At 43.7% G+C, this 23,063-nt stretch carries 23 protein-coding genes and 2 tRNA genes; 11 read left to right on the top strand and 14 right to left on the bottom strand.

The window, feature by feature from the left end; genetic code table 11:
• Positions 1–18: 18 nt before the first annotated feature.
• From HMPREF0999_RS17945 to panC, 5 genes are all read right to left on the bottom strand, one after another.
• The gene (locus HMPREF0999_RS17945) at positions 19–1,929 is read right to left on the bottom strand and encodes a heavy metal translocating P-type ATPase (protein ID WP_009276545.1); all 1,911 of its coding nucleotides are present in this window, start codon (positions 1,927–1,929) and stop codon (positions 19–21) included.
• Positions 1,930–2,018: 89 nt separating this feature from the next.
• Complete coding sequence (locus tag HMPREF0999_RS17940) at positions 2,019–2,447, bottom strand: Fur family transcriptional regulator (protein ID WP_005861628.1); 429 nt, start codon at positions 2,445–2,447, stop codon at positions 2,019–2,021.
• 143 nt (positions 2,448–2,590) lie between these two features.
• Positions 2,591–3,913 carry an MATE family efflux transporter gene (locus HMPREF0999_RS17935; RefSeq protein WP_009276544.1) on the bottom strand — a complete coding sequence of 441 codons (1,323 nt, stop codon included), beginning with the start codon at positions 3,911–3,913 and terminating at the stop codon, positions 2,591–2,593.
• A gap of 98 nt (positions 3,914–4,011) precedes the next feature.
• Positions 4,012–4,362 (bottom strand): aspartate 1-decarboxylase, encoded by a 351-nt coding sequence (gene panD, locus HMPREF0999_RS17930; protein ID WP_005861624.1) that lies wholly within the window; start codon positions 4,360–4,362, stop codon positions 4,012–4,014.
• Positions 4,363–4,375: 13 nt separating this feature from the next.
• On the bottom strand, positions 4,376–5,215 hold the full coding sequence (gene panC, locus HMPREF0999_RS17925) for a pantoate--beta-alanine ligase (protein WP_005861622.1): 840 nt from the start codon (positions 5,213–5,215) through the stop codon (positions 4,376–4,378).
• A 100-nt stretch (positions 5,216–5,315) separates the two neighbouring features.
• On the opposite strand from panC, the gene HMPREF0999_RS17920 reads away from it, so the two are divergent.
• Positions 5,316–6,140: a glycogen/starch synthase gene (locus HMPREF0999_RS17920; protein WP_005861620.1), complete on the top strand. Its 825-nt coding sequence runs from the start codon at positions 5,316–5,318 to the stop codon at positions 6,138–6,140.
• Between the two features lie 11 nt (positions 6,141–6,151).
• Positions 6,152–7,528 carry a DUF4270 domain-containing protein gene (locus HMPREF0999_RS17915; RefSeq protein WP_005861618.1) on the top strand — a complete coding sequence of 459 codons (1,377 nt, stop codon included), beginning with the start codon at positions 6,152–6,154 and terminating at the stop codon, positions 7,526–7,528.
• 139 nt (positions 7,529–7,667) lie between these two features.
• Here HMPREF0999_RS17915 and HMPREF0999_RS17910 read toward each other — a convergent pair whose 3' ends face one another.
• Genes HMPREF0999_RS17910 through HMPREF0999_RS17900 form a run of 3 tightly spaced genes read right to left on the bottom strand, consistent with a single transcriptional unit; the run spans position 7,668 to position 12,213 of the window.
• Positions 7,668–8,960 (bottom strand): glycoside hydrolase family 57 protein, encoded by a 1,293-nt coding sequence (locus HMPREF0999_RS17910; RefSeq protein ID WP_005861616.1) that lies wholly within the window; start codon positions 8,958–8,960, stop codon positions 7,668–7,670.
• A 35-nt stretch (positions 8,961–8,995) separates the two neighbouring features.
• Positions 8,996–10,264, bottom strand: coding sequence for a glycosyltransferase (locus tag HMPREF0999_RS17905; RefSeq protein ID WP_005861614.1), 1,269 nt, complete (start codon positions 10,262–10,264; stop codon positions 8,996–8,998).
• 14 nt (positions 10,265–10,278) lie between these two features.
• On the bottom strand, positions 10,279–12,213 hold the full coding sequence (locus tag HMPREF0999_RS17900; protein ID WP_005861612.1) for a glycogen debranching enzyme N-terminal domain-containing protein: 1,935 nt from the start codon (positions 12,211–12,213) through the stop codon (positions 10,279–10,281).
• 406 nt (positions 12,214–12,619) lie between these two features.
• Here HMPREF0999_RS17900 and HMPREF0999_RS17895 point away from each other — a divergent pair, with 406 nt between their 5' ends.
• The 4 genes from HMPREF0999_RS17895 to HMPREF0999_RS17880 all read left to right on the top strand — a co-directional run bounded on the left by HMPREF0999_RS17895 (position 12,620) and on the right by HMPREF0999_RS17880 (position 17,441).
• Positions 12,620–14,719 (top strand): M3 family metallopeptidase, encoded by a 2,100-nt coding sequence (locus HMPREF0999_RS17895; RefSeq protein WP_008780785.1) that lies wholly within the window; start codon positions 12,620–12,622, stop codon positions 14,717–14,719.
• An 80-nt stretch (positions 14,720–14,799) separates the two neighbouring features.
• Positions 14,800–15,234 carry a deoxycytidylate deaminase gene (locus HMPREF0999_RS17890; RefSeq protein ID WP_008778036.1) on the top strand — a complete coding sequence of 145 codons (435 nt, stop codon included), beginning with the start codon at positions 14,800–14,802 and terminating at the stop codon, positions 15,232–15,234.
• A 13-nt stretch (positions 15,235–15,247) separates the two neighbouring features.
• Positions 15,248–16,981, top strand: a complete 1,734-nt coding sequence (locus HMPREF0999_RS17885; protein ID WP_005865846.1) for a S41 family peptidase — start codon at positions 15,248–15,250, stop codon at positions 16,979–16,981.
• Positions 16,926–17,441 (top strand): 5-formyltetrahydrofolate cyclo-ligase, encoded by a 516-nt coding sequence (locus HMPREF0999_RS17880; protein WP_009276543.1) that lies wholly within the window; start codon positions 16,926–16,928, stop codon positions 17,439–17,441. Before HMPREF0999_RS17885 ends, HMPREF0999_RS17880 begins: the two co-directional genes overlap by 56 nt.
• Before the next feature lie 86 nt (positions 17,442–17,527).
• Here the strand turns inward: HMPREF0999_RS17880 and HMPREF0999_RS17875 are convergent, their stop codons facing one another.
• Positions 17,528–17,821, bottom strand: coding sequence for a DUF721 domain-containing protein (locus HMPREF0999_RS17875; RefSeq protein ID WP_005865842.1), 294 nt, complete (start codon positions 17,819–17,821; stop codon positions 17,528–17,530).
• A 2-nt stretch (positions 17,822–17,823) separates the two neighbouring features.
• Positions 17,824–18,921 (bottom strand): DNA replication/repair protein RecF, encoded by a 1,098-nt coding sequence (recF, locus tag HMPREF0999_RS17870; protein WP_009276542.1) that lies wholly within the window; start codon positions 18,919–18,921, stop codon positions 17,824–17,826.
• Positions 18,922–19,069: 148 nt separating this feature from the next.
• Here recF and HMPREF0999_RS17865 point away from each other — a divergent pair, with 148 nt between their 5' ends.
• The 5 genes from HMPREF0999_RS17865 (at position 19,070) to HMPREF0999_RS17845 (ending at position 21,028) form a co-directional block, all read left to right on the top strand.
• Positions 19,070–19,753 (top strand): tetratricopeptide repeat protein, encoded by a 684-nt coding sequence (locus tag HMPREF0999_RS17865; RefSeq protein ID WP_009276541.1) that lies wholly within the window; start codon positions 19,070–19,072, stop codon positions 19,751–19,753.
• Between the two features lie 76 nt (positions 19,754–19,829).
• A complete protein-coding gene (gene ribH, locus HMPREF0999_RS17860) occupies positions 19,830–20,312 on the top strand; it encodes a 6,7-dimethyl-8-ribityllumazine synthase (RefSeq protein WP_008774114.1) in 483 nt (160 codons plus the stop codon).
• Positions 20,313–20,366: 54 nt separating this feature from the next.
• A tRNA-Tyr gene (locus HMPREF0999_RS17855) sits at positions 20,367–20,449 on the top strand.
• A gap of 60 nt (positions 20,450–20,509) precedes the next feature.
• A tRNA-Gly gene (locus tag HMPREF0999_RS17850) sits at positions 20,510–20,582 on the top strand.
• A gap of 113 nt (positions 20,583–20,695) precedes the next feature.
• Positions 20,696–21,028 (top strand): hypothetical protein, encoded by a 333-nt coding sequence (locus tag HMPREF0999_RS17845; protein ID WP_005861592.1) that lies wholly within the window; start codon positions 20,696–20,698, stop codon positions 21,026–21,028.
• Positions 21,029–21,037: 9 nt separating this feature from the next.
• Here the strand turns inward: HMPREF0999_RS17845 and HMPREF0999_RS17840 are convergent, their stop codons facing one another.
• The 4 genes from HMPREF0999_RS17840 to HMPREF0999_RS17825 form a co-directional block, all read right to left on the bottom strand.
• Entirely contained in the window at positions 21,038–21,238 is a 201-nt protein-coding gene (locus HMPREF0999_RS17840; RefSeq protein ID WP_005861590.1) for a hypothetical protein, read from the bottom strand.
• A gap of 51 nt (positions 21,239–21,289) precedes the next feature.
• Complete coding sequence (locus HMPREF0999_RS17835; protein ID WP_008774116.1) at positions 21,290–21,610, bottom strand: DUF4491 family protein; 321 nt, start codon at positions 21,608–21,610, stop codon at positions 21,290–21,292.
• Between the two features lie 293 nt (positions 21,611–21,903).
• Positions 21,904–22,287 (bottom strand): preprotein translocase subunit SecG, encoded by a 384-nt coding sequence (gene secG / locus HMPREF0999_RS17830; RefSeq protein WP_005861586.1) that lies wholly within the window; start codon positions 22,285–22,287, stop codon positions 21,904–21,906.
• A 7-nt stretch (positions 22,288–22,294) separates the two neighbouring features.
• The gene (locus HMPREF0999_RS17825; RefSeq protein ID WP_008774118.1) at positions 22,295–23,062 is read right to left on the bottom strand and encodes a hypothetical protein; all 768 of its coding nucleotides are present in this window, start codon (positions 23,060–23,062) and stop codon (positions 22,295–22,297) included.
• Position 23,063 lies beyond the last annotated feature (1 nt).

The raw sequence follows: 23,063 nt of genomic DNA, 5'->3' as shown, positions 1-23,063 counted from the left end.
CTCGAAATTCTTCACTTCTCAACGTTTTAGTATACGGACCGAATTAAGAACCGCCAGCAGAGACACGCCTACATCCGCGAAAACAGCTTCCCAAAGCGTGGCAAAACCGAAGGCTCCCGCCACAAGGACTATCACCTTCACGCCAATAGATCCCACGATATTCTGACGGACGATATTCCGGGTAGCACGTCCGATAGAAATAGCTTCCGCTACTTTAGAGGGCTGGTCCGTTTGGATAACCACGTCCGCGCTCTCGATGGCCGCATCCGATCCCAATCCACCCATCGCAATACCGACATCACTTAAAGCCAGTACCGGCGCATCGTTCATCCCATCGCCCACAAAGGCAACCGACTTATCCGTCTCCGCCGTTAATCGCTCTATATAAGCGGCTTTATCCTCCGGCAGCAGATTACCATACGCTTTATCGACACCCAAACGCTCAGCGAATTGATTCACGATCTCTTGCTTATCCCCGGACAACAAGCGAATATCTTTAACATCCAGATCCTTTAACCGACGAATCGCATCCACGGCATCCTTCTTCAAGGTATCCGAAAGGAGAAGATGCCCCGCATATTTCCCATCGATCGCACAAACCACCACGGTAGAAACACTATCGGATAATTCCTTCGGGACAGGAATATCACGTTCGGCCAATAAACGAATGTTACCGACAAGCACCTGCCGACCGTTCACGATAGCCTCGACACCATGCCCTGCCAATTCCCGCATGTCAGTGATTTCCATCGGCACGCTATCTTGTTTTTCCGCATAGCGAACTACAGCCTGCGCTACCGGATGGGTACTTTTCCGCTCTACTGATAACAAAATACTCAAAAGATCAGAAACCGGGATCTCCGTGCTTTCCACCGTTGTGACCTCAAAACGCCCGGTAGTCAATGTACCGGTCTTATCGAACGCTACCGTATTTACCCGTGTGATCGCATCTAAATAATTACCGCCCTTAAATAATATCCCGGCACGAGAAGCGGCGCCTATACCACCGAAATACCCGAGCGGAACACTTATAACCAAGGCACAAGGACAAGAAATAACCAAGAAAACCAATCCCCTATATAACCAATCCGAGAAAACATACTGGAAAGAAGGCGTCACCATCCCTACCAAGGCTGGAACCGACACGATTAGAAACGACAGAAGAATCACGATTGGGGTATAAATCCGTGCGAAACGCCGAATAAACAATTCCGCCGGCGCTTTCCGCTCCGAGGCATCTTTCACCAAAGCCAAAATACGGGCCAAGGCACTTTGCTCGTACGGCCGATTCACTTGTATACGTACCGCCTGCCCCTGCACGATCATTCCGGCAAGCACCTCCTCACCCTCACGGATAGAACGAGGCATACTTTCCCCGGTTAATGCCGAGGTATCGAACTGTGCCTCGGCTTCCAATAAAACGCCATCCAAAGGCACACGTCCGCCGGGTTTCACCTCGATCCGCTCGCCTACTTTTACATCCTTCGGAGATACATTCATATATGTACCCGTCCGCCATACATCCGTTCGTTCCGGCCGGACATCTAATAAGTCACTGATATTCTTCGAGGCTTTATTCACGGCTAGAAGTTGCAACCTCTCTCCTACCGTATAGAAAAGCATCACGGCTACGGCCTCGGGATACTCCCCAATACAAAACGCCCCAATCGAGGCGATCGCCATTAACGAGAACTCACTAAAAAAGTCTTTCCGCAAAGCCGCTTCCCAAGCTTCTCGCATAACAGGAAGTCCTACCGGCAAAAAAGCGACCAGAAACCAAATGGCCTCTATCCAAGACTCAGCAAACCAACTTATCCCCGAGTACTTCCCGATAAGTCCTATCACCAACAAAACGAAAGAAACCGTCGGCATCCATAAACCGGAACTTCCGTGCGAATGGCAATGTTCGCATCCACATGTTGTACTCATAATCTTATCTATTTTAATTATTTACTTCTTGATTACGGTACAAAGGTAAGAGAAGGGAGTTGCAACTTGATTGCAAATTATCAGGGTTTCTAGGAACGTCGCTTATTACACAATGGGCAAACACCCTTTACCGTATAATTAATGGTATCCATTATATATCCTTCCGGCAATTGAGCGACCGGGATCTTGATATTATTCAAACAAGAGGTTTTACGGCATACCTCGCAGAAAAAATGAATATGCCTATCACCCACTGGGCATGTCTCCGAACGGCTCTGGCATATCTCATATTTTATAGAGCCACTACCATCTTCGAAAGAATGGATCGCATGATGTTCCAATAACAAGGCCAATGAACGGGAAATGGTCGATTTATCCAACGTCTCCAACTCCGCCTCCAATTCGAACAGGGAAGCCGGGCTGGTTCGTTCTGATAATTTTTGCAAGACAAGGATCCGTGCGGCAGTAGGCCGTACTCCTTTTCCTACCAACATATCTTCACATTGCTTCGTGGACATGAGTTACCTTTCTTATTTGATTACAATACAAAAATACGAACAATTTCCCAATATTCACAGTTCAAAAAAAGACGTACGTGTTTTTCAGAATTCACGTACGTGTTTTCGAAAAAAGACGTACGTGTTTTTTTCCCCTCATATACTTATATTCTCTTATTTTGCCAAGAGGCTTTCTTTAAATAGATTACGCTAGCGACGAGCAATCCACTATAGTAAATAGCCTCTGTCAAGAAGCATACGGCTACCGACAAACGCAAACGTATCCCCGCGACATATACAAAAAGCACATACAGAATCAATACCGCCACTTCCATAAAAAGCGCAGAACGTGTATTTCCCGTACCCGACACCCCGTTGAACGCCACATTAGCTACCGATCCGATCAATAAAGAACCGACAATCACGTAGACGGATGGAACCGAGGCCGCCACTAATGAAGCGTCATTCGTATAAACAGACACGACCCATCCCGGCATCAAACTGACAATAGCGGCAAACACGACCATAATGCCCAACGATAACTTACAGATCTTCCAGATAGTCGGTATAACTTGATTGATCGCTCCCGCCCCGATACTATTACTCACGAACGTGTTTGTCGTGGTCGCCAAGGAATTAACGGGAATCAACATCACGACGTAAATACTACGTACGATATTCGCCACCGCCAACTCCCGTTGCCCCAAATGCTCCACAGCGATAAAGAATATAAACCAAGTAGCGATAGACAAGAAATATTGCAGCATCGTGAACACGGAAATATCCAGCACCCGTTTCAACAAGCCAAAATCGAAAGAACGAATCTGGTTAAGCGCATATTTACGTATATCTACGGTAAGTCTCGTGTAAACCACGAAAAAGAGAATCGATACCGCCTCGGCTATGACGGAAGCGATAGCCGCCCCTTGAATACCCATCTTTGGGAATCCGGCATGTCCGAAAATCAAAAGATAATCCAGTAAGACATTCGTCATTGCCATCAAGACAGCGTTCAATGTCAACACCTTTGTACGGGTAATACCAATAAAAAGAGCCCGGAACATCACGTTCACGAAAGAGAAGAAGAAGCCAAACACACGCCAATCCAAAAATTCCTCCGTGGCATTCAAGATAGCGTCCGAAGAAATCAATACACGCATCACGTCTCCCGCGAAAAAACGAGAAAACAAGAACAATATAGCAGCCAGCGACAATAGGAAGAAAACGCCTTGTATCATGACAGGCCCTATCTGGTCATAACGTCCCTCTCCGTTTCTACGGCCAATCACGATTTGAGATCCCGTACTAAAACCGAAGGCGATCGTAAAAGCGCAGATATAATAAAGTCCTCCCATAGCGGAAGCCCCCAACTCGACTTCACCAACCCTACCTAGAAAAGCCGTATCAGTCACGTTTATCACGTTTTGCGCCAACAAGCTCAAAAAGATCGGGTAGCTAACATTCCATATATTCCTGTTCGTGTACATAACTCGCTTATTACTTAAATTTATGAAGATAAAAAAAGCCCGCCGCATCCCGACGAGCTTTTCTTATGATTAGAGATCTCTACAAAGTCTAGTGTCTACTATATCAACTTATTTGTCGCCGTATCGGGAAATACCACGGAAGGCTTGAATGTTTTCGCCTCCTCGAAATCCATCATGGCATACGACATAACGATAATAATATCTCCGGGTTGAGCCTTACGGGCAGCCGCTCCGTTCAAGCAAACCACTCCCGAGCCACGTTCGCCCTTGATAATATACGTCTCAAAACGTTCTCCGTTATTATTATTCACGATCGAGACCTTCTCGTTCGCGATCAAATTAGCGGCGTCCAACAAATCCTCGTCGATAGTGATGCTACCGATATAGTTTAAGTTAGCTTCCGTTACCGTTACCCGGTGAATTTTTGACTTTACTACCTCTATAAACATGTATGACTTATAATTAGTATTTGATATTGTCGATCAAACGTACCTCTCCGCAATATACCGTGATGCAACCTACCGGATAATCGGTATCCGACCAGTTCTTGATAGACTCTAACGTATTGCCATCTACGATCTCGTAGTACTCAACTTCCATGACTGGATCGCTATTAATCGTATTGACAACATAGTCAATCACTTCTTGTACGCTTTTTCCGGGCACAAAGGTAGTACTTTCTTTTAACGTACGAGCAATTAACGGAGCTTTTTGACGTTGTTCCGGTGTCAAACGGGTATTCCGGCTACTCAAGGCCAAGCCATCGCCCTCACGAACGATCGGACAAGCATTGATCGTTACAGGGATATTCAATTGTTTCACCATCGCCCGGATCACAGCGATCTGCTGGAAATCCTTTTCCCCGAAATAAGCGTTATCCGGCTCTACGATATAGAACAACTTACTTACTACCTGCGCTACACCGTTAAAATGCCCCGGACGCTTAGCGCCTTCCATTACCTCAGATACCGTTCCCAAATCAAATGTACGGGTATCTGGCTCCGGATACATCTCTTCTACAGAGGGAGCGAATACATAGTCACAGCCGGCAGATTCTAATAACACACAATCAGCCTCCAACGTACGGGGATACGTTTCCAAGTCGTGTTTGTCATTAAATTGGGTTGGATTTACAAAAACACTGACTACACATACATCATTGTTTTTCACGCAATGTTGTACTAAGCTAAGATGTCCATTATGCAGTGCTCCCATGGTAGGAACAAAGCCAATTTTCTTATTATCCTGCTTTGCCTCAGCAAGATAAGCCTTCAAATCTTTAATACTATTTACTATTTTCATCAGATAGATGCTTAATTGACGGTGCAAAGCAACTAAATAATTACCGTAAATAAAAGATTTTTCGTATCTTTGTAGCGTCTTTATAAAACTAGTTTACAGAATGGATGCAAAAAAAATCTTGTTTATAGCCCAAGAAATCACTCCCTACCTTCCCGAATCCGAGATTGCGACAATATGTAGAAATTTGCCGCAAGGAATTCAGGAGCGTGGTCGCGAAATCAGGACATTCATGCCAAAATTCGGAAATATCAACGAGCGCCGCAATCAGTTGCACGAGGTTATCCGTCTGTCTGGTATGAATCTTATTATTGACGACACGGACCATCCTCTGATCATTAAGGTAGCATCCATTCAATCGGCCCGGATGCAGGTTTACTTTATTGACAACGAGGATTTCTTCCAACGGAAATCCACGGTCAGCGATGAGAATGGAAATGAGTATGAAGATAATGACGATCGTTCGATCTTCTATGTACGCGGAGTATTGGAAACCGTAAAAAAATTGCGTTGGATTCCTGATGTAATCCATTGCCATGGCTGGATGTCAGCGTTAACAGCTCTTTACATCAAGAGAATGTATGCCGATGACCCGTGCCTGCGTAATGCGAAAATCGTTTATTCGATCTACAACGATGACTTCAAGAACCCGCTAAACAAAGATTTCGCGACAAAACTGAAGGCGGACGGAGCCAAAGAAGCTGACTTGAAGTTAATCAAGGCAGATACAAGTTTTGTGGGCCTAACCAAATTAGCGATTGATTTCGCTGATGGTGTAATCCAAGGTAGCGAGACGATCAATCAAGAAGTCCTTGATTATATCTCTGCCAAGAAAGATACTCCTTTCCTTCCCTATCAGTCACCGGAAACTTATATGGACGAGTTCAATAAGTTCTACGACGTGGTATTGGATTCTAACACGAAATAATAAATGTAGTAATGAAAATCAAGCTTTTAATACTTGGACTTGGCCTTGGTGCTAGCATTTTGGCCGGGTGTAATGATGATTTTAGTTCGATAGGAACAAGTATTCAGCCAGGCGACGATACAATTGCGGTATATATGGACACGTTCCAGATACAAGCCACTACGGTGCAATTAGATTCTATTTACGCAAGGTCTACTAGCGCCCAGTTGGGTGAACTCTACGATCCGCTGTATGGTAACCTTGTATCGGATTATATGTGCCAATTCTATTGTCCGAGTGATTTTCAATTTAAGCATACACCTTATGAGGGAAAAATTGATTCGGTGGAATTCAATATATATTATAATGGTTCCAATAAAAACGGTGTATGGGTAGGAGACTCCTTGGCGCCTATGCGTGCGGAGATCTTTAAAATTACAAGTCCGTTACAAAAGAATTTTTATACAAATATTGACCCTAAGCAATATTGCAATATGCAAGAGTCAATGGGTGCTCAAGCTTATACAGCTTATAACACAAGTATATCCGACTCCCTTAGAAACTCTGATGGTTACAGCCCTCATGTAAGCATTAAAATGCCTACTGAGTTCGGACAAAAATTTTATGATGAAACGATTAATAATCCGGGTACATTCAAGAATCAAGAAACTTTCAATGAGTTTTTCCCGGGGCTTTATGTAACAACTACCTTCGGTAGTGGTAATATATTGTCCGTGGCTAGCTCTGTCCTTAAGATATATTATAATTATGCGGTTAAAAGCACAGCAGGAAAAGACTCTTTAATAACCACGTGGGAAGCTTTCTCCGTCACTAAAGAGGTCATTCAGCTAAGTCGTTTCAAAAATACGGATATGAGTCAATTGCTACAACCGAACGACAGCTATGCATTTTTTAAGACTCCTGCCGGCGTTTGTACACGCATCGTTCTTCCGACACAGGAAATTACTCCGATCATGGAAAAACGTATCGTGAATAATTTACCACTAGAGTTAAAAGCGATGCCGCAAGAAGATTGGCAATATGCGCTGGCTCCTCCTCCTTATTTATTGATCTTGCCGGAGGATTCTGTAAAGAGTTTCTTTGAGGGTAGTCAAATTGACAATAATGTAACCTCGTTTCTATCCAAGGCTTACGATGCGACTACTCGTACGTACTCATTCCCGAATCTTGCCAATTTATTAAAATATCAGATGGAGAATAATCCGGACAAAGATTTGAGTTTACTTCTTATCCCTGTTCAACGGACAACGACCACAGGTAACAGTTACGGTCAAAGTACAGTTGTTACAACAGCCATCACGAATTATCTAGCTCCCTCAGGTGTAAAGATACGAAAGGATGAAGAGGTGATGAAAATTGGTATTACATCATGTAAATATGTCAGATAGCAAAGAATCTATATAATAAAAAAAGCGAGATGTTTTTCATCTCGCTTTTTTTATATCCGTATCTCTAAGGCAAAAAATAACGGGTCCCTAAAAGGACCCGTCACTCTCCAAAAATAGTCTAGTCAAATCAATTAACGACTTATTTCTTCGCCGCCTTCTTTTTTAATTTATCTAATTCTTTCTGTAGACTCTCGATTTCCTCTCCTTGATTCTTAATCGTAGAAAGCAATGAATTCAATTCCTCATTCTCTATATTCTCCGGGAATTCCGCATTTACACGAACAATGAAATCGGAAAGAACATTCATATAGTTATTAAATGCATCATACGGATTATCGTAAGGGCTAAAGCCACCTTGTCCCATATGCTTTGTACTCATATAATAGAAATGGTCACTGCTCTGCAGATAGTACCAGTCCTGACGGATACGACGAGTCTGAGACAAACGAACACGTTCACCGATCTCATTAATCTTACGGAACGCTTCCTGCTGCAATACATTTCCTAACCAAGAACTACAATCTCTCTCCTCATCTACCCAAGAGATCGGATAAGGAACGGAGATAGAGTCTACCGGCTTGATCAATGTAAATACTTCCGATGGAGTAGAGAAGCTAATCCCCTTATCCGCAGCAAAACGAGGCAAAGCCTTGAAGAACTCAAAAATACCGGTTGAAGCTGGATGCAAAGATCCCAGCACCTCATAATTCATAAACAAATTAATGATTTGCTCTGAATCCGGAGTAGCAGCGATCCATGACATATACTTATCGGCTGTCAAAGGATACTCATTCCAACTATAATCACTGAAACGGTTCGATAAATCCTCGCTGAAACGGTCATTCTTCAATAATAAACTCAACTTCGGAGCTACGCAAGAAGAATACATATAGTTCGGACTCTTCCAACCTAAGATATGCTTAGCACCCTCCGTCAACATCCCCTTATAGCCCATCTCAGAAACCATAGCGGAAATATCATCCGAGTAAATCAACTCCGTATTACGGAACACTTTCGGTTTAACCCCGAATAAAGTCTTGATCTTATCTTCTTGTTTCTTTACTTGATGCTTGAACTCCTCCGGATCTCCCAAGGAAGAAAGAGAATGAGCATAAGTCTCAGACAAGAATTCCACATTCCCCGTAGCCGCCAATTCCTTAAAGCTATCGATCACTTCCGGAGTATAAATCTCCATCTGCTCCAACGCTACGCCGGAAATAGAGAACGCTACCTTAAACTTACCACCACTGGTCTTAATCATCTCCAAAATAGTCCGGTTAGCCGGCAAGTAACATTGTTCAGCTATACGATGGATAATCTCCTCATTCTGGAAATCATCGTAATAGTAATGGTCGTTACCTATATCGAAGAAGCGATATCTTTTTAAACGGAACGGCTGATGTATTTGAAAATAAAAGCAGATCGTTTTCATAATATTGTTTGTTTTATTTTTGTCTTGTCGTTAATTTATTTGTTACCTATCACATTGTCGTAAATACGACGAACCTTTTGTCCGGCATATTCCCATTTGATATTATCCACCTCTTTCTTACCTTCCACTTTCAAGAACTCATGCATGGCAGGATAAGTAATAATAGAATACATGGCATCCGCTAACGCCTCAATATCCCAATAATCCACCTTAATCGCATAATCCAAGATCTCGGCGCAACCGGATTGTTTAGAAATGATAGAGGGTACACCACATTGCATGGCTTCCAACGGAGAGATACCAAAAGGCTCAGAAACCGAAGGCATCACATATACGTCACTGGCTTTCAACACCTCATAGACCTGCTTGCCCTTCATAAATCCGGTAAAGTGGAAACGATCTGAAATATTACGTGCTGCGGCCAAACGAATCATTTGATCCATCATATCACCACTACCAGCCATCACGAAACGTGCATAAGGAGCCTTAGCCAAAACCTTTGCGGCAGCCTCAACGAAATATTCCGGCCCTTTCTGCATCGTGATACGACCTAAGAATGTAATAACCTTATCCTTTACACCCTTTTTATCTGGGATCGCTAAAATCTCAGGACTTAAAGGCTCTACGGCGTTATGTACGGTCGTTACCTTAGCGGGATCTTGATGATATTTCTCGATCACCGTCTGACGAGTCAAATTACTCACCGTTATGATATGATCTGCATTGTCCATACCATTCTTCTCAATCGCATAGACATCCGGATTCACATTACCACGGCTACGATCATAATCCGTAGCATGAACATGGATTACCAAAGGCTTACCACTCACATTTTTAGCGTGAATACCCGCCGGATAAGTCAACCAGTCGTGCGCATGGATGATATCATACTCTTCCGTACGAGCGATTACTCCCGCAACGATCGAATAGTTATTGATCTCTTCCAGAAGATTATCCGGATAACGTCCGGAAAACTCAAGGCACCCTAAATCAGTCACATGACGATAACTGAAATCCGCATAAATATGATCCCTGTACTTATAATACTGGTCAGCGTTCATTCCCGCTTTGGAAACCCGTTGCTGCACATATTCACGGTCAACATCCTTCCAAACAATCGGAACTTGGTTGACACCCACTATCTTTAGAAAGCTCTGGTCTTCATCGCCCCAGGGCTTCGGTATACAAAAAGTAATATCCATATCGGGCTGCATTGCCATGCCTCGTGTCAAACCGAAACTGGCCGTTCCTAAACCGCCCAAGATATGAGGAGGAAATTCCCATCCAAACATTAATGCTTTCATAATGGTACTTAGTTTTATTCGGCGTTATACTTCTTCAACAAATCCACAACACGGAGGATAGCCGCAACATTCATCGCAAAAGAGACAGCTCCACGTCCGGTAAACGGTGGGTTACCATCAAACAATTCCGGGATCGTCCCGATACAGTGTAATGACATCTCCTCCTCCAAGCTTATCAACATACGTTCAGCAAAAGCAACGCCACTCTTTCCGAATACACGCAAATAAGCTTCCAAATAGGCGCCTAACAACCACGGCCAAGCAGTACCTTGGTGATAAGCCAAATCTCGTTCATATTGCGGCCCCACATAATACGGGCGATATCCTTCGCTCTTCGGACTCAAGGAACGCAAGCCCTTCGGGGTAAGCAACTCTTTCGTCACGATATCCACTACGGCACGTTTCTGCATCCTCGTCAATGGGGAATAAGGCAATGCCACAGCGAAAATCATATTAGGCCGTACGCTCCAATCTACCGTAGAACCATTCACGGAATCGAACAAATAATTATACCCGTTCACAAAGGTTTCCGGGAACGATTTATCCATCGACTTGATAATCGGATCAATACCCTCGACAGGTACTCCCCCCATCAATTCTGTATAGAAACAAAGAGCATTATACCAAAGAGCGTTAAATTCCACTATATAACCAGAACGAGTTACAACAGGTTTTCCGTTTACGGTAGAATTCATCCAAGTAATCGCCTTATCTTTTCCATTAGCGAAAAGTAAACCATTCTCCATCAATTTCATATCGGGATGTTTCTGGTCCCGTATATAATCGATAACTTCTTTCACGAAATCGCCATATAGCTCACGTGCCTTTTCAACGCCCTCATGCTTAGCATACTGTTGGATCGCCCAGATCGCCCATAAAAAGACATCCGGATGCTCGATCTCACGAATCACCGCATCGAAACGCCCATTCTCCATATACGCCCGCATCGCCGGCATCGCCGTATGCATGATCTTCTCAAAACGAACCGGATCATCGATAGACAACGTACTACCCGGAAGAGCTACGAACAAATCTCTCGCACGTACTTTAAACCATGGATAGCCCGCTAATAGATAAGCGTCGTCTTCCTTGGGACGAAAATAAAATTGCTGAGCGGAATTCTTCAAGCAATTGAAGAAGCTAGTACGAGGCGTACGAGCTACGACCTCATTCTCATACAGTGCCTTCAAGCGGGTAGTTGCCACTGCACTATCGCCAGCGCTGAAAATAATAGTCTCACCTTTTTTGATAGGGACCTCGAAATATCCGGGAACATACAAATCCTCCTGATAAGGATATCCCCTCTCTTGTTCTTTCGGATACTCGATGCCATTGTACCAATACGGCTCATACACAAATTTAACTTTCTTGTTAAATTGCATATACAGTTCCGGATAACCGGGATACATACATGTCTTGATTCCGTTTGTGACTTCCTCGTAAGATTGGTTCACGTTACCATTGGCTTGCGTTAAGTTCTTCACGCTACGGAAAGCGAGGAAAGGACGGAAACGTAAGGTCGTAGCGGAATGAGCATCTTCCAACGTATACTTAATCATGATACGATTCTCGTACATGGAAAACACTTTCTCTTTCGAGAAGATCACACCTCCTACACGGTAAAGCGTACGAGGTACTGTCTCTGAGCTATACTCGCGGATGTACTTATGTCCCTTGGGACTGAAATTATCGCCTGCATATTTATGCAACCCAAGATTAAATTCGGCACCATGTTGAATTACCGTCTCATCAAAAGAAGACAGTAACACATGGTTGTCATCATCAATCGCAGGCACAGGCATAACGAGTAGTCCGTGGTATTTCCTGGTATTACAATCAACAACAGTAGTGCAGTGATAGGCTCCCAAACGGTTGGTTCGAAGCACCTCACGAGTCAGCGACTCTTCCAGGTTTATCATTACTGTTTTGTCAAATTTAAGATAACTCATATGTGTATTTGGGTTTTAAGTTACTTTCTTTAATATCAAAATGAAATTATTTTCGTTTCTGAGAATCAAAAGTATTATTTAATAACTAAAAAAACAAACTGTCTTTTATATTTATTTAGAAAAAAAGGCATCCTTCTTCTACGATAAACTTATAGATCAAGGCTTTAAAAAGAAAGGTGCTCTAAAGGAGTGTTTTCAAACATATAAATTTTTGTTAAATCAATCCTATTATCATATTCATCAAAGCTCAAAATCAAGGTACAGCCCCCCGAAAACAAGCCTCGGTTTAGTCATAGGAAATATTCTATTTTTCATTTTAAATCAATCTGAATATAAAAACAGATGCCTATAATGTTCCTGTGATTAAAATGCCTACCTTTGCGGAAATTTTCAAACAATTTTTAATATGAGGAAGTTATTATATAATGTAGTAATTTTATTAAGCGCAATTCAAATGACACACGCAGCAAATAACCCTTTCTTCGGGAAGTTTAAAACACCGTTCGAGACCCCTCCTTTCGATAAGATCAAGATCGAGCATTATGAGCCCGCTTTCGACGAAGGAATCAAGCAAATGGAAAAAGAGGTGCAAGAGATCGCCAATAACCCGCAACCGGCTACTTTCGAGAATACGGTAGTAGCTCTGGAACGTAGCGGCAAATTATTAGAAACAGTCTCTTCTGTTTTTTTTAATGTATTAGGGGCAGAGGCTAACGACGAAATGATGGAAATCTCGCAACGTGTCTCCCCGAAGTTATCCCAGACATCCAATAACATCTTCTTAAATGAGAAGCTACTTGCTCGGGTCAAATCAATCTATGATAAAAAAGAACAATTGAACCTTTCTACCGAGGATGCTAAATTGCTGGAAGACCTTTACGAGTCGTTTAAAGCGAATGGGGCTACGTTAAATAAAGATGACAAGGAAAAATACCGCAAGCTAAGTATGGACCTAAGCATGTTAACCTTGCAGTTCGATCAAAACGCCTTGAAAGATAAAAACCGGTTCGAATTACTAATAACGGACGAGAACGAACTATCCGGCTTACCCGAAAGTGCTCGTGACGCAGCGGCCATGTTAGCCAAAAGTAAAGATAAAAATGGATGGTTATTCAATCTCTCGGCTCCGAGTTACATTCCATTTATGCGTTATTCCGACAAGCGTGATTTGCGAGAAAAAATGTATCGTGAATACATGAGCGTAGGAAATAAAGGGGATGAGTTCGACAATAAGGACATTATCAAAAAGATCGTTAATATCCGCCTAGAGATCGCCCAGTTGATGGGATTCAAGAATTACGCCGAATATGCGCTGGAACACACAATGGCTAAAAACTCAGCGAACGTATACAAATTATTGAATCAGTTACTCGAAGCTTATAAACCGATAGCGATCAACGAATACAATGCGGTAGAAGGATTTGCGTTAGGTACAGAGAAAGAGAATATCACCGTTATGCCTTGGGACTGGAGTTATTATTCCGAGAAGTTACGGGATATCCGCTTCAAGGTAAACGACGAGATGACTCGCCCTTATTTCGAGTTAAGCAACGTAAAGAAAGGCGTATTCGGATTAGCTACCCAGCTCTACGGTATCACCTTTAAGGAAAACAAGAAAATCCCGGTTTATCATCCGGAAGTAGACGCTTACGAGGTATACGATGCCGATGGTAAGTTCCTTGCTATCCTTTATACGGACTTCTTCCCTCGTGACGGAAAACAATCCGGCGCTTGGATGAACAATATCAAGGCTCAATACAAAGATAAAGACGGAAAAGATAGCCGTCCTCAGATCGTTATCGTGATGAACTTTACCCGTCCGACAGACACGAAGCCCTCTTTGTTAAGTTTCGACGAGGTGAACACACTCTTGCATGAGTTCGGGCACTCCTTGCACGGCATGCTAGCGCAAGGAACATATTCCAGCCTTTCGGGAACCAGCGTTTATCGTGATTTCGTAGAATTACCTTCCCAGATCATGGAGAACTGGTTGACTGAAAAAGAGTTCTTAGATCAGATCGCCGTTCATTACCAGACCGGAGAGAAAATCCCGCAAGAGATGATACAAAGCTTGGTAAACGCCTCAAACTTCAACGCTGGCTACCTTTGCTGCCGCCAATTAAGCTTTGGCTTGCTGGATATGGCATGGCATACGTTGGAGCAACCTTTCGACGGTGACGTAGCGGCATTCGAGAAAAAAGCTTGGGCTCCGACCGTAATCATGCCGGAAGTACCGGAAGCCTTGATGGGCACAAGCTTCGGACATATCTTCTCCGGAGGATACGCGGCTGGCTATTACGGATATAAATGGGCCGAGGTATTAGACGCCGACGCTTTCTCCGTTTTCAAATCGAAAGGAATCTTCAACAAGGAGGTCGCGAAATCTTTCCGTGACAATATCTTATCCAAAGGTGGAACAGAAGATCCTGCCGTGTTATACAAGCGTTTCCGTGGACAAGAGCCTACGATAGACGCCTTATTAATCCGTAATGGTATTAAGAAGTAATAATTTACCGGGCGATAAGCCCGGTAAATCTAAATAATCACTACCTTTGTGTCTGGATTAAAAGACAAAAGAGTAAACAAATGTGCGAGAAAACAGAAAAACAGCACGAATTAGATAAACGTTACCTGCGAATGGCCGCTATCTGGGCCGAGAATTCGTACTGTAAACGACGCCAAGTGGGCGCATTATTAGTAAAAGATAAAATGATCATATCCGACGGATACAATGGAACACCCGCCGGTTTTGAAAATGTTTGCGAAGACGAGAATAATGTCACCAAGCCTTATGTTCTACATGCGGAGGCTAACGCCATCACAAAAGTGGCAGCCTCATCGAACAGCAGTAAAGGAGCGACCATTTATGTTACCTCCTCCCCTTGCATTGAATGCGCGAAATTAATCATACAATCCGGGATCAAGCGAGTGGTCTATTCCGAGAATTATCGAATAGCGGACGGCTGCGAATTATTGAAGCGTGCCGGTATCATAGTAGATTATATAGATTTGAACGAATAAATAAAACGTTTTTATGGATAAAAACAAAAGACTGACCGTATGGCTCCCGGTTATCATCGCAGCTAGTATCGCTTTAGGTATCTTTATTGGGAACCATTATTTATCTATCAGTCAAGGAAAAAAACGGTCCTACTCCAGCGGCAACAAGATAAATGCCATCTTGGACATTATCGACGAGCAATATGTTGACACGGTTAGCATGTCTAAGTTGGTAGAGAGTACGATCCCGAAAATATTCAGTGAATTAGACCCTCACTCCGTATATATCCCCGCGGAAGACGCTTCCGTGGTGAATGAGGAGCTGGAAGGTTCTTTCAGTGGTATTGGCGTATCATTTAATATGCAAACCGATACGATCCTAGTGATTAGCGTAATTAGCGGCGGTCCCGCAGAGAAAGCAGGTTTACTGCCCTTCGACCGGATCATCTCGATCAATGATTCTATTTTTTCCGGAAAGAAAAAGAACCAAGGAGAGATCATGAAGACACTTCGGGGCGCAAAGAACAGTACGGTGAAACTAGGCGTACAGCGAGGGAATTCTCCTGAGTTGCTCTATTTTGACGTAACCCGTGGAGATGTCCCAGTTAATTCGGTCGATGTTTCTTATGAGGCGGCTAAAGGTATAGGTTACATCAAGGTTAGCAAATTTGCCCGGAATACTTATAATGAGTTCATCACGGCGATCGCCAAGTTAAAACAAGCGGGCTGTACCTCTTTCGTGATCGACTTACGGGGTAATACCGGCGGATATATGGATGCCGCTATCAATATGATTAACGAGTTTATGCCGGAAGGACGCTTGATCGTCTACACGGAAGGTAAGTCGTTCCCCCGTTCCGACGTATACGCGAACGGAACCGGAACTTGTAAAGACGCCCCGATCGTAGTATTGACCGATGAGATCTCGGCTTCCGCCAGTGAGATATTCTCCGGAGCGATCCAAGATAACGACCGTGGTACGATTATCGGACGAAGAACGTATGGCAAAGGTCTGGTACAAACTCAAATGTCATTGAGCGACGGTTCAGAGATGCGATTGACCATCGCCCGTTATTACACGCCGTCCGGTCGCTGCATCCAGAAGAAATATGAGATGGGTAATACGGACGCTTACGACCAAGATATCTATAACCGATATATGCACGGCGAGTTTGACTCGGCCGATAGCATCAAGATGGATGATTCCTTAAAATACCAGACCGTAGGCGGACGTACCGTATACGGCGGGGGCGGTATCATGCCAGATATCTTTATCCCTCGTGATACGAGTGGCGTTACCTCTTACTACTCAAATGTGGTAAATAGCGGCGTGCTTTACCTGTATGCGCTCGAGTACTCAGACCGCCATCGGGAGAAACTAGGCTCATTCAAGACTTGGGAGGAATTATATAATTACTTGCAGCAACAACCGCTCCTTTCCGACTTCGTGAACTTCGCCGCTACCAAGGGCATCAAGAGACGTCCTACATTAATTAATATATCCGGCAAGTTAATCGAGAACCAATTGCAAGCGTATATCGTAAGGAATTTCTTCGACGAGGCGGGCTTCTACCCCATTTTCCTAAAAGATGACGTTACCTTATTACGCGCGATCAAGATCTTGCAAGAGGGAAAATCTGTGCCGAACGCGGAACTATTAAAACAATCAGCGAATGGAGACTTACACAGCCAAGCAGGCCCTACGAAAAGATATGGCCTCTCGAAAGAAAGAATATTCGAGGATTACCTTGTGCGAGCTATCGGATAAGATCATGGACCGCTTGGAACAGACGGAACTGTTCCAAGCGGCTTCTTGTATCGCCCTTTATCACGCTATAGCGGGAGAAGTGCAGACCGCCGGCTTTATCGAGAAATGGTACCAAAAGAAAAAGCTTCTGTTGCCCTTGATCGTTGGTGATGATTTGAGATTGCTTCTTTACGAAGGACCGGAATCCTTAAAACCCGGACCTTTCGGGATATTAGAGCCTAAGGTGGACGGCATAGAAGTTCCAAAGAATGAGATCGACTTGATTATCGTGCCCGGAGTCGCCTTTGATAAAGACAAGAACCGCATGGGACGAGGAAGGGGATTCTACGACCGCCTTCTTTCCACGCTCAACGCTCCCAAGGTTGGCATATGCTTCGGGTTCCAGATGATACCGCAAGTCCCGGTAGAGCCACTCGACAAGAAAATGGATTACGTAATAACAGAAGACACCATCTATTGATCTCTCCGCAGAATATATACTTACTGGGGCTGGGCAGTATATGTTACTTGACCCAGTAAGTAATATTGCGAATGGTAAAGCCACACTCAATGAAAAACGATATTGGTAATGACCGAGGCACCCGCGTAATCATTCAAGCTTTTCACCAACCGTTCCCGGCAAAGCGTCAACTCGCTACGAAGTACGGAGGAAGTCAATGAGACATGAAGCACCTTATCACGTACATATATATTACGTGTGTACTGCATGATCGTAGGCCCTAAAACTTCTCCCCACGCACGTTGGACCCGGATCTCCATCATTTTCTCGTACAACTCGGTATTATCCTCGAAAAAGTCACGAAGCACCTCACCCAATGTCTGTGTATTTCTTCTCTGCATCCTTATTCCTCCATAGGTTGTACCTCGCCACGTTCCACACGGAAGAGGGCATAGTCATGATTCATAGCCAATAAGATCTCATCCAGATACTTCCGGTTCGTATCCGTAATAAAAATCTGCCCGAAGCCATTCTCGCTGACCAGTTTGATGATCTGCTCCACACGGCTAGCGTCCAGCTTATCGAAAATATCATCCAACAGCAAGATAGGTGTAGTCCGTCCCCGTTTATTTAGGAAAGCGAACTGAGCGAGTTTCAAGGCGATCAGATACGTCTTATTCTGTCCTTGCGAACCAACCCGGCGAATCAGGTACCCGCCCAACGTCATTTCCAGCTCATCCTTATGGATACCGGAAGAGGTATAGCCCAATATACGATCCCGTTCCCGGCTCATCGCCAATTTACCGGCAAGCTCCGTTTCCTCCAATTGCGAGATATAATGTAGCCCTACCTCCTCGGCAGAGCCGCAGATCGTCTGGTAGTACTCATTAAAGATCGGGGTAAAATCCTCCACCAGTTTTTTCCGCTTCTCGTAAACGATTTGGCCGTACATACCCAGCTGCATCTCCAATACCTCATAAAGAGAGGCATCCATGCTCTGATCTTTCAGCAACGTATTCCGTTGGAGCAACGCTTTATTATATTGGATAAGCGCATGCAGATAAGGCTTGTCCTGCTGCGAGATGATTAAGTCCAAAAAACGGCGTCGCTCATCGCTCCCCCCCCGGATCAAGTCGGCATCAGCCGGAGAGACCATGACCAACGGTAATAGGCCGATATGCTCGGACAGCTTGTCGTACTCCTTCTTATTCCGTTTGAACTGTTTGCGTTGCCTACGCCGCATGGCACAGAAAATCTCCTCCTCACGTCCCTCATAATCATAGTTACCCTGCACCACGCAAAGATCTTGATCACTGTTTATTATCTGGCTATCAGGCGTATTGACATGACTCTTGCAAAACGAGAGATAATGAATGGCATCCAATAGATTCGTCTTCCCCATCCCGTTATTGCCGAAAAAGCAATTCATCTTGGGCGAGAAAATAACCTCGGACTGAAGTATATTTTTGTAATTGAGAACAGAAAGCTTCTTTAGTATCATCTAAACCGTATTAATCGTACAAAATTAAAAAATATACTTCTAAGTATAGATTATATCAGCAAAAAAAACTACTTTTGCGCTTTGAATCGCCAACCGTATGGTATGGCTTAAAATCAGCGATAAAATTAATAAATAACTATAACACATTATGGCTACTAAAGAAAAGGACACCAACAAGGAGTTAGAAGTAGAAGAGATTGTCTCCAAATCGGAGCAATTCATTGAAAACAATTCAAAGAAGATTATTTACGGTATAATAGCTGTCGCACTCGTTGTTGGAGCTGTTTTGGGAATCAAGCATGGTTATTTAGTTCCTCAGGAGAAAAAAGCTGCCGCCGCCATGTTCAAGGGTGAGCAATACTTCGCCAGAGATTCTTTCGCCTTGGCTTTAAACGGCAATGGAGCTGACTATGAAGGTTTCGAGGCTATCATCGACCAATATGGAAGCACGGACGCCGGAAACTTGGCGAAAGCTTACGCAGGTATCTGCTACTACAAGATGGGCGATACGCAGAAAGCGATCGATTTATTGAAATCTTTCAGCGGAAAGGACCAAATGGTATCTCCGGCGGTTACAGGCTTGATCGGTGATTGCTACGTGAACATGGGTAATACGAAAGAAGGCATCAGCTATTTCGAGAAAGCCGCTAAGGAGGCCGACAATGAGGTAATCAGCCCGATTTACTTGAAGAAGGCCGGTATCGCTTACGAGAACTTGAAAGAGTACGACAAGGCTGTAAAGGCTTACACGACTATCAAGGACAAGTATTACACTTCCATGGAGGCATCCGATATCGATAAGTATATCACCCGTGCTTCGGCAGGAAAATAAATAAACAGTATATTATATAGTATAACAGAGGATGTCTCGGTCAAACAAGGCATCCTCTTCTTTTAAAGAGACAAGTATGGCTACAGCTTATCAGAATTTATCCGAGTACGATTTCAACAGCGTACCCGATGCTTCAGAGATGAACATCGGCATCGTAGTTGCGGAATGGAACAAGAACATTACCGAGAAGTTATTGGAAGGTGCTTGCAACACGCTTGAAAAGCACGGGGTGAAACCGGAAAACATCGTAGTTAAACGAGTTCCGGGAAGTTTTGAACTGACTTTTGGAGCCAAAAGATTGGCCGAGACTAAAGAATTAGACGCAGTGATCGTTCTGGGATGCGTCGTAAGAGGCGACACGCCACATTTTGATTACGTTTGTTCCGGCGTTACTCAAGGTATTACAGAATTGAATTTAATGTACGATATCCCTTTCATTTTCGGCCTGTTAACTACCGACACCATGCAGCAATCCGAGGATCGTGCGGGAGGTAGATATGGCAATAAAGGGGACGAGGCAGCGGTTACCGCAATAAAAATGGTAAATTTTTCTGCCTAAACGCTTGCAGGTTTCAAAATAAATCGTACCTTTGCACTGCAATTAAGAACAAGGGGGCAGTTACCAGAGTGGCCAAATGGGGCTGACTGTAACTCAGCTGGCTTTCGCCTTCGGTGGTTCGAATCCATCACTGCCCACCTTAATTGATCGGTTCACTATGTGAACCAATTCTTTCGAAAACCGAAAGAATACATATTGCGGAAGTAGCTCAGTTGATAGAGCATTAGCCTTCCAAGCTGAGGGTCGCGGGTTTGAGCCCCGTCTTCCGCTCTAGGAAAAGAGGAAAATCGAAAGGTTTTCCTCTTTTTTTATATCCTCGTATTACTATATATCCGGGATAATGTCTACTTTAGCCCCCAATACAACAAATAACAAAAAGAGAGATGAAGATGGTGAAAGGGATATACGTGTTGCTGACAATGTTCTTATTGATAGGATGCGCTACGGTAATGAATCCTTATAAAATGGACAACCGGATGCATAAGATAGAGCTAGGGATGACCAAGCAAAAGGTTATATCGATACTAGGAAAGGATTTTGAGTCGGCTGGCGCACGGATAACCCCCGACGGCCCGATAGAGAGTATCAGTTATAAGACGGTAACCATGACGATAGCCGACTACTCTGAAGGCTACTACATCCTAAGCTTCAAGAATGGGATACTAGTGGAGTGGTTCAAGGAAAAGACACCGATCAATAACAATACAGCGAACTAAGGTCTCCTTTTAGGCCACTAAAAACAAATAAGGCAGATGCCTCTGGGCATCTGCCTTCATTCTTTTACGATTATAAACTTTCTTCGATACATGAATCCGGTTATGACTGACCGGCCTGCCGTGGTTTTCTAACTCGGCCTCACGACTGCCTTTCCGGTTAGCCTTTATGTACTCGACTAACGGATCTTGCTTTTTTCTCTTTGTCTTCATAGCTTTATTGCTTTTATATCGCTTTCACGAGCGCAAAGATACGAAAAGAATTCATTTCACCTCACTATCGTCCCAAGGGTATTTTCTTTTCGGATTTCGAGGGAACCAGCCTTTCTGCACACGCTCCTCCTGCTCGAAAATCTCCTTGATCGTCCAGAACGATGAAAAGGCGAATACGCCGCAAATAGCGGACACAAACACGCTGTCTATAAACAGGGAGGCTATCACTCCTAAAATCCCTAAGACAAGGAATATCCACCAGCATTTCGTCCCCCAATAATACTCGGCCTTCACGACTACCGGATGAAACAGACCGATAATCAAAAATGTAACGATACCGATCAACAACCCATCAAAATTTATCATATCCATATCTGAGTATTTATACTTATTACTATTATATGTAACAAATATACGAACAATATTCCACTTAACTGATCATTTCTTTCTATGAAGAGATAGAAGCCCCTATTCGCAATAATCGTCTCACAAAGATGAAACGATCTTTTCATATACGTGATACGATCTTTTCACCCTTGTGATACGATCTTTTCACATAGGTGAAAAGATCAAGACCTAAAGAAGCTTACACTTAAAGTAGCACAAAAAAAAGTCACATCCATTGTTAGTAGACATGACTTCTATATTGTTTTCAAATAAGATTCTTATCTGTTGCTTTCCTCCGCAGGTGTAGTAGTAGCGGGAGTTTCCTCTGCCGGAACTGCCGGTTGTTGAGCCGTACCAAAGTCCGGAGCGATCGTATTCGGATCGATAGAGATAGCGTCGTTTACTTGTTGCTTGATCTCAGATTGAGCGGCATGCTCCGCTCTGGGGATAAATGCGGTAATCAAGATACTCAATACGATTACGGTACCCGCCAAACTCCAAGTAGCTTTCTCCAAAAAGTCTGTGGTCTTACGTACACCCATGATTTGGTTAGAAGAAGAGAATCCTGAAGCCAAACCTCCACCTTTTGAGTTCTGGATCAACACGATCAAGATTAATAGTATAGAGGCAATCAGGATTAAGATAGAAATAAATACGTACATCTTAGTTTTATTTTTTAGTGTTAATAATCAACTTTTCCAAAAATCTGATTTGGTCTGCAAAGTAAACATTTTTTTCTGGATATTTCAAGCTTAAGTTTTTAATAATTTGCAAAGCCTTATCATATCGCTTCTGTTTTATATAAATCCGGGCTAAAGTTTCCGTAAGGCACGAGTCTTCCAGCGATTTGGACTGCTCATCATCCAAATCTTTCACCGACTCTGGAGTCTCCGCACGGCTGTTTTCCTCTCGGATTTCCAGCCCGCTACCCGGCATACGCTGTTGGTCATTTTTAATGAACGAATCGATCAAGTCGTGATGTCGAAGCCTATTCTCCGCATCCTCTCCAGATGGCTTCTCTTCTTCCTCTTTCGATAATGACCAAAACATATAATCTGACGATACCGATGGCTGGAACAGGAACGGGGCTTCTTTCTTAGGCTCCGGTTCCTCGTTACGGTTAGAGAGGAATGCGTCTATCAAGGAGAAAGTATCCTCTTTTCGCATATCCGGCTCATGCTCCACACGGGAGTTCAAGCCATATTTATCTCCCTCTATCAGTTGGAACAGCATTTTCCGGTCCGGCAAGAATATCGCCATCTTCTCCAGCTCCGAGGTAAAACTCATATCATTTAATACGGCCAGATTCTTTAGATACAACATCCGTGCCACTTGAAAATACGGGTAATCCTCCACGATTCGTCGCAACTCAAGAAGAGTCCCCTCGGTCAATTCCGAAGGCTCCTCCATCAAACGATATAAATCCTCCGCCCTCATT

It is taken from the genome of Parabacteroides sp. D25 (assembly GCF_000307475.1).
GTDB classification, from domain to species: domain Bacteria; phylum Bacteroidota; class Bacteroidia; order Bacteroidales; family Tannerellaceae; genus Parabacteroides; species Parabacteroides distasonis.
Note: the sequence above shows the minus strand (reverse complement) of the source record. Positions and strands in the feature narration are given on the sequence as shown.

Coding starts and splice junctions, on each gene's coding strand:
- HMPREF0999_RS17945 (WP_009276545.1), bottom strand. CDS start 1,929: ATGAGTACAACATGTGGATGCGAACATTGCCATTCGCACGGAAGTTCC.
- HMPREF0999_RS17940 (WP_005861628.1), bottom strand. CDS start 2,447: ATGTCCACGAAGCAATGTGAAGATATGTTGGTAGGAAAAGGAGTACGG.
- HMPREF0999_RS17935 (WP_009276544.1), bottom strand. CDS start 3,913: ATGTACACGAACAGGAATATATGGAATGTTAGCTACCCGATCTTTTTG.
- panD (WP_005861624.1), bottom strand. CDS start 4,362: ATGTTTATAGAGGTAGTAAAGTCAAAAATTCACCGGGTAACGGTAACG.
- panC (WP_005861622.1), bottom strand. CDS start 5,215: ATGAAAATAGTAAATAGTATTAAAGATTTGAAGGCTTATCTTGCTGAG.
- HMPREF0999_RS17920 (WP_005861620.1), top strand. CDS start 5,316: ATGGATGCAAAAAAAATCTTGTTTATAGCCCAAGAAATCACTCCCTAC.
- HMPREF0999_RS17915 (WP_005861618.1), top strand. CDS start 6,152: ATGAAAATCAAGCTTTTAATACTTGGACTTGGCCTTGGTGCTAGCATT.
- HMPREF0999_RS17910 (WP_005861616.1), bottom strand. CDS start 8,960: ATGAAAACGATCTGCTTTTATTTTCAAATACATCAGCCGTTCCGTTTA.
- HMPREF0999_RS17905 (WP_005861614.1), bottom strand. CDS start 10,264: ATGAAAGCATTAATGTTTGGATGGGAATTTCCTCCTCATATCTTGGGC.
- HMPREF0999_RS17900 (WP_005861612.1), bottom strand. CDS start 12,213: ATGAGTTATCTTAAATTTGACAAAACAGTAATGATAAACCTGGAAGAG.
- HMPREF0999_RS17895 (WP_008780785.1), top strand. CDS start 12,620: ATGAGGAAGTTATTATATAATGTAGTAATTTTATTAAGCGCAATTCAA.
- HMPREF0999_RS17890 (WP_008778036.1), top strand. CDS start 14,800: ATGTGCGAGAAAACAGAAAAACAGCACGAATTAGATAAACGTTACCTG.
- HMPREF0999_RS17885 (WP_005865846.1), top strand. CDS start 15,248: ATGGATAAAAACAAAAGACTGACCGTATGGCTCCCGGTTATCATCGCA.
- HMPREF0999_RS17880 (WP_009276543.1), top strand. CDS start 16,926: ATGGCCTCTCGAAAGAAAGAATATTCGAGGATTACCTTGTGCGAGCTA.
- HMPREF0999_RS17875 (WP_005865842.1), bottom strand. CDS start 17,821: ATGCAGAGAAGAAATACACAGACATTGGGTGAGGTGCTTCGTGACTTT.
- recF (WP_009276542.1), bottom strand. CDS start 18,921: ATGATACTAAAGAAGCTTTCTGTTCTCAATTACAAAAATATACTTCAG.
- HMPREF0999_RS17865 (WP_009276541.1), top strand. CDS start 19,070: ATGGCTACTAAAGAAAAGGACACCAACAAGGAGTTAGAAGTAGAAGAG.
- ribH (WP_008774114.1), top strand. CDS start 19,830: ATGGCTACAGCTTATCAGAATTTATCCGAGTACGATTTCAACAGCGTA.
- HMPREF0999_RS17845 (WP_005861592.1), top strand. CDS start 20,696: ATGAAGATGGTGAAAGGGATATACGTGTTGCTGACAATGTTCTTATTG.
- HMPREF0999_RS17840 (WP_005861590.1), bottom strand. CDS start 21,238: ATGAAGACAAAGAGAAAAAAGCAAGATCCGTTAGTCGAGTACATAAAG.
- HMPREF0999_RS17835 (WP_008774116.1), bottom strand. CDS start 21,610: ATGGATATGATAAATTTTGATGGGTTGTTGATCGGTATCGTTACATTT.
- secG (WP_005861586.1), bottom strand. CDS start 22,287: ATGTACGTATTTATTTCTATCTTAATCCTGATTGCCTCTATACTATTA.
- HMPREF0999_RS17825 (WP_008774118.1), bottom strand. CDS start 23,062: ATGAGGGCGGAGGATTTATATCGTTTGATGGAGGAGCCTTCGGAATTG.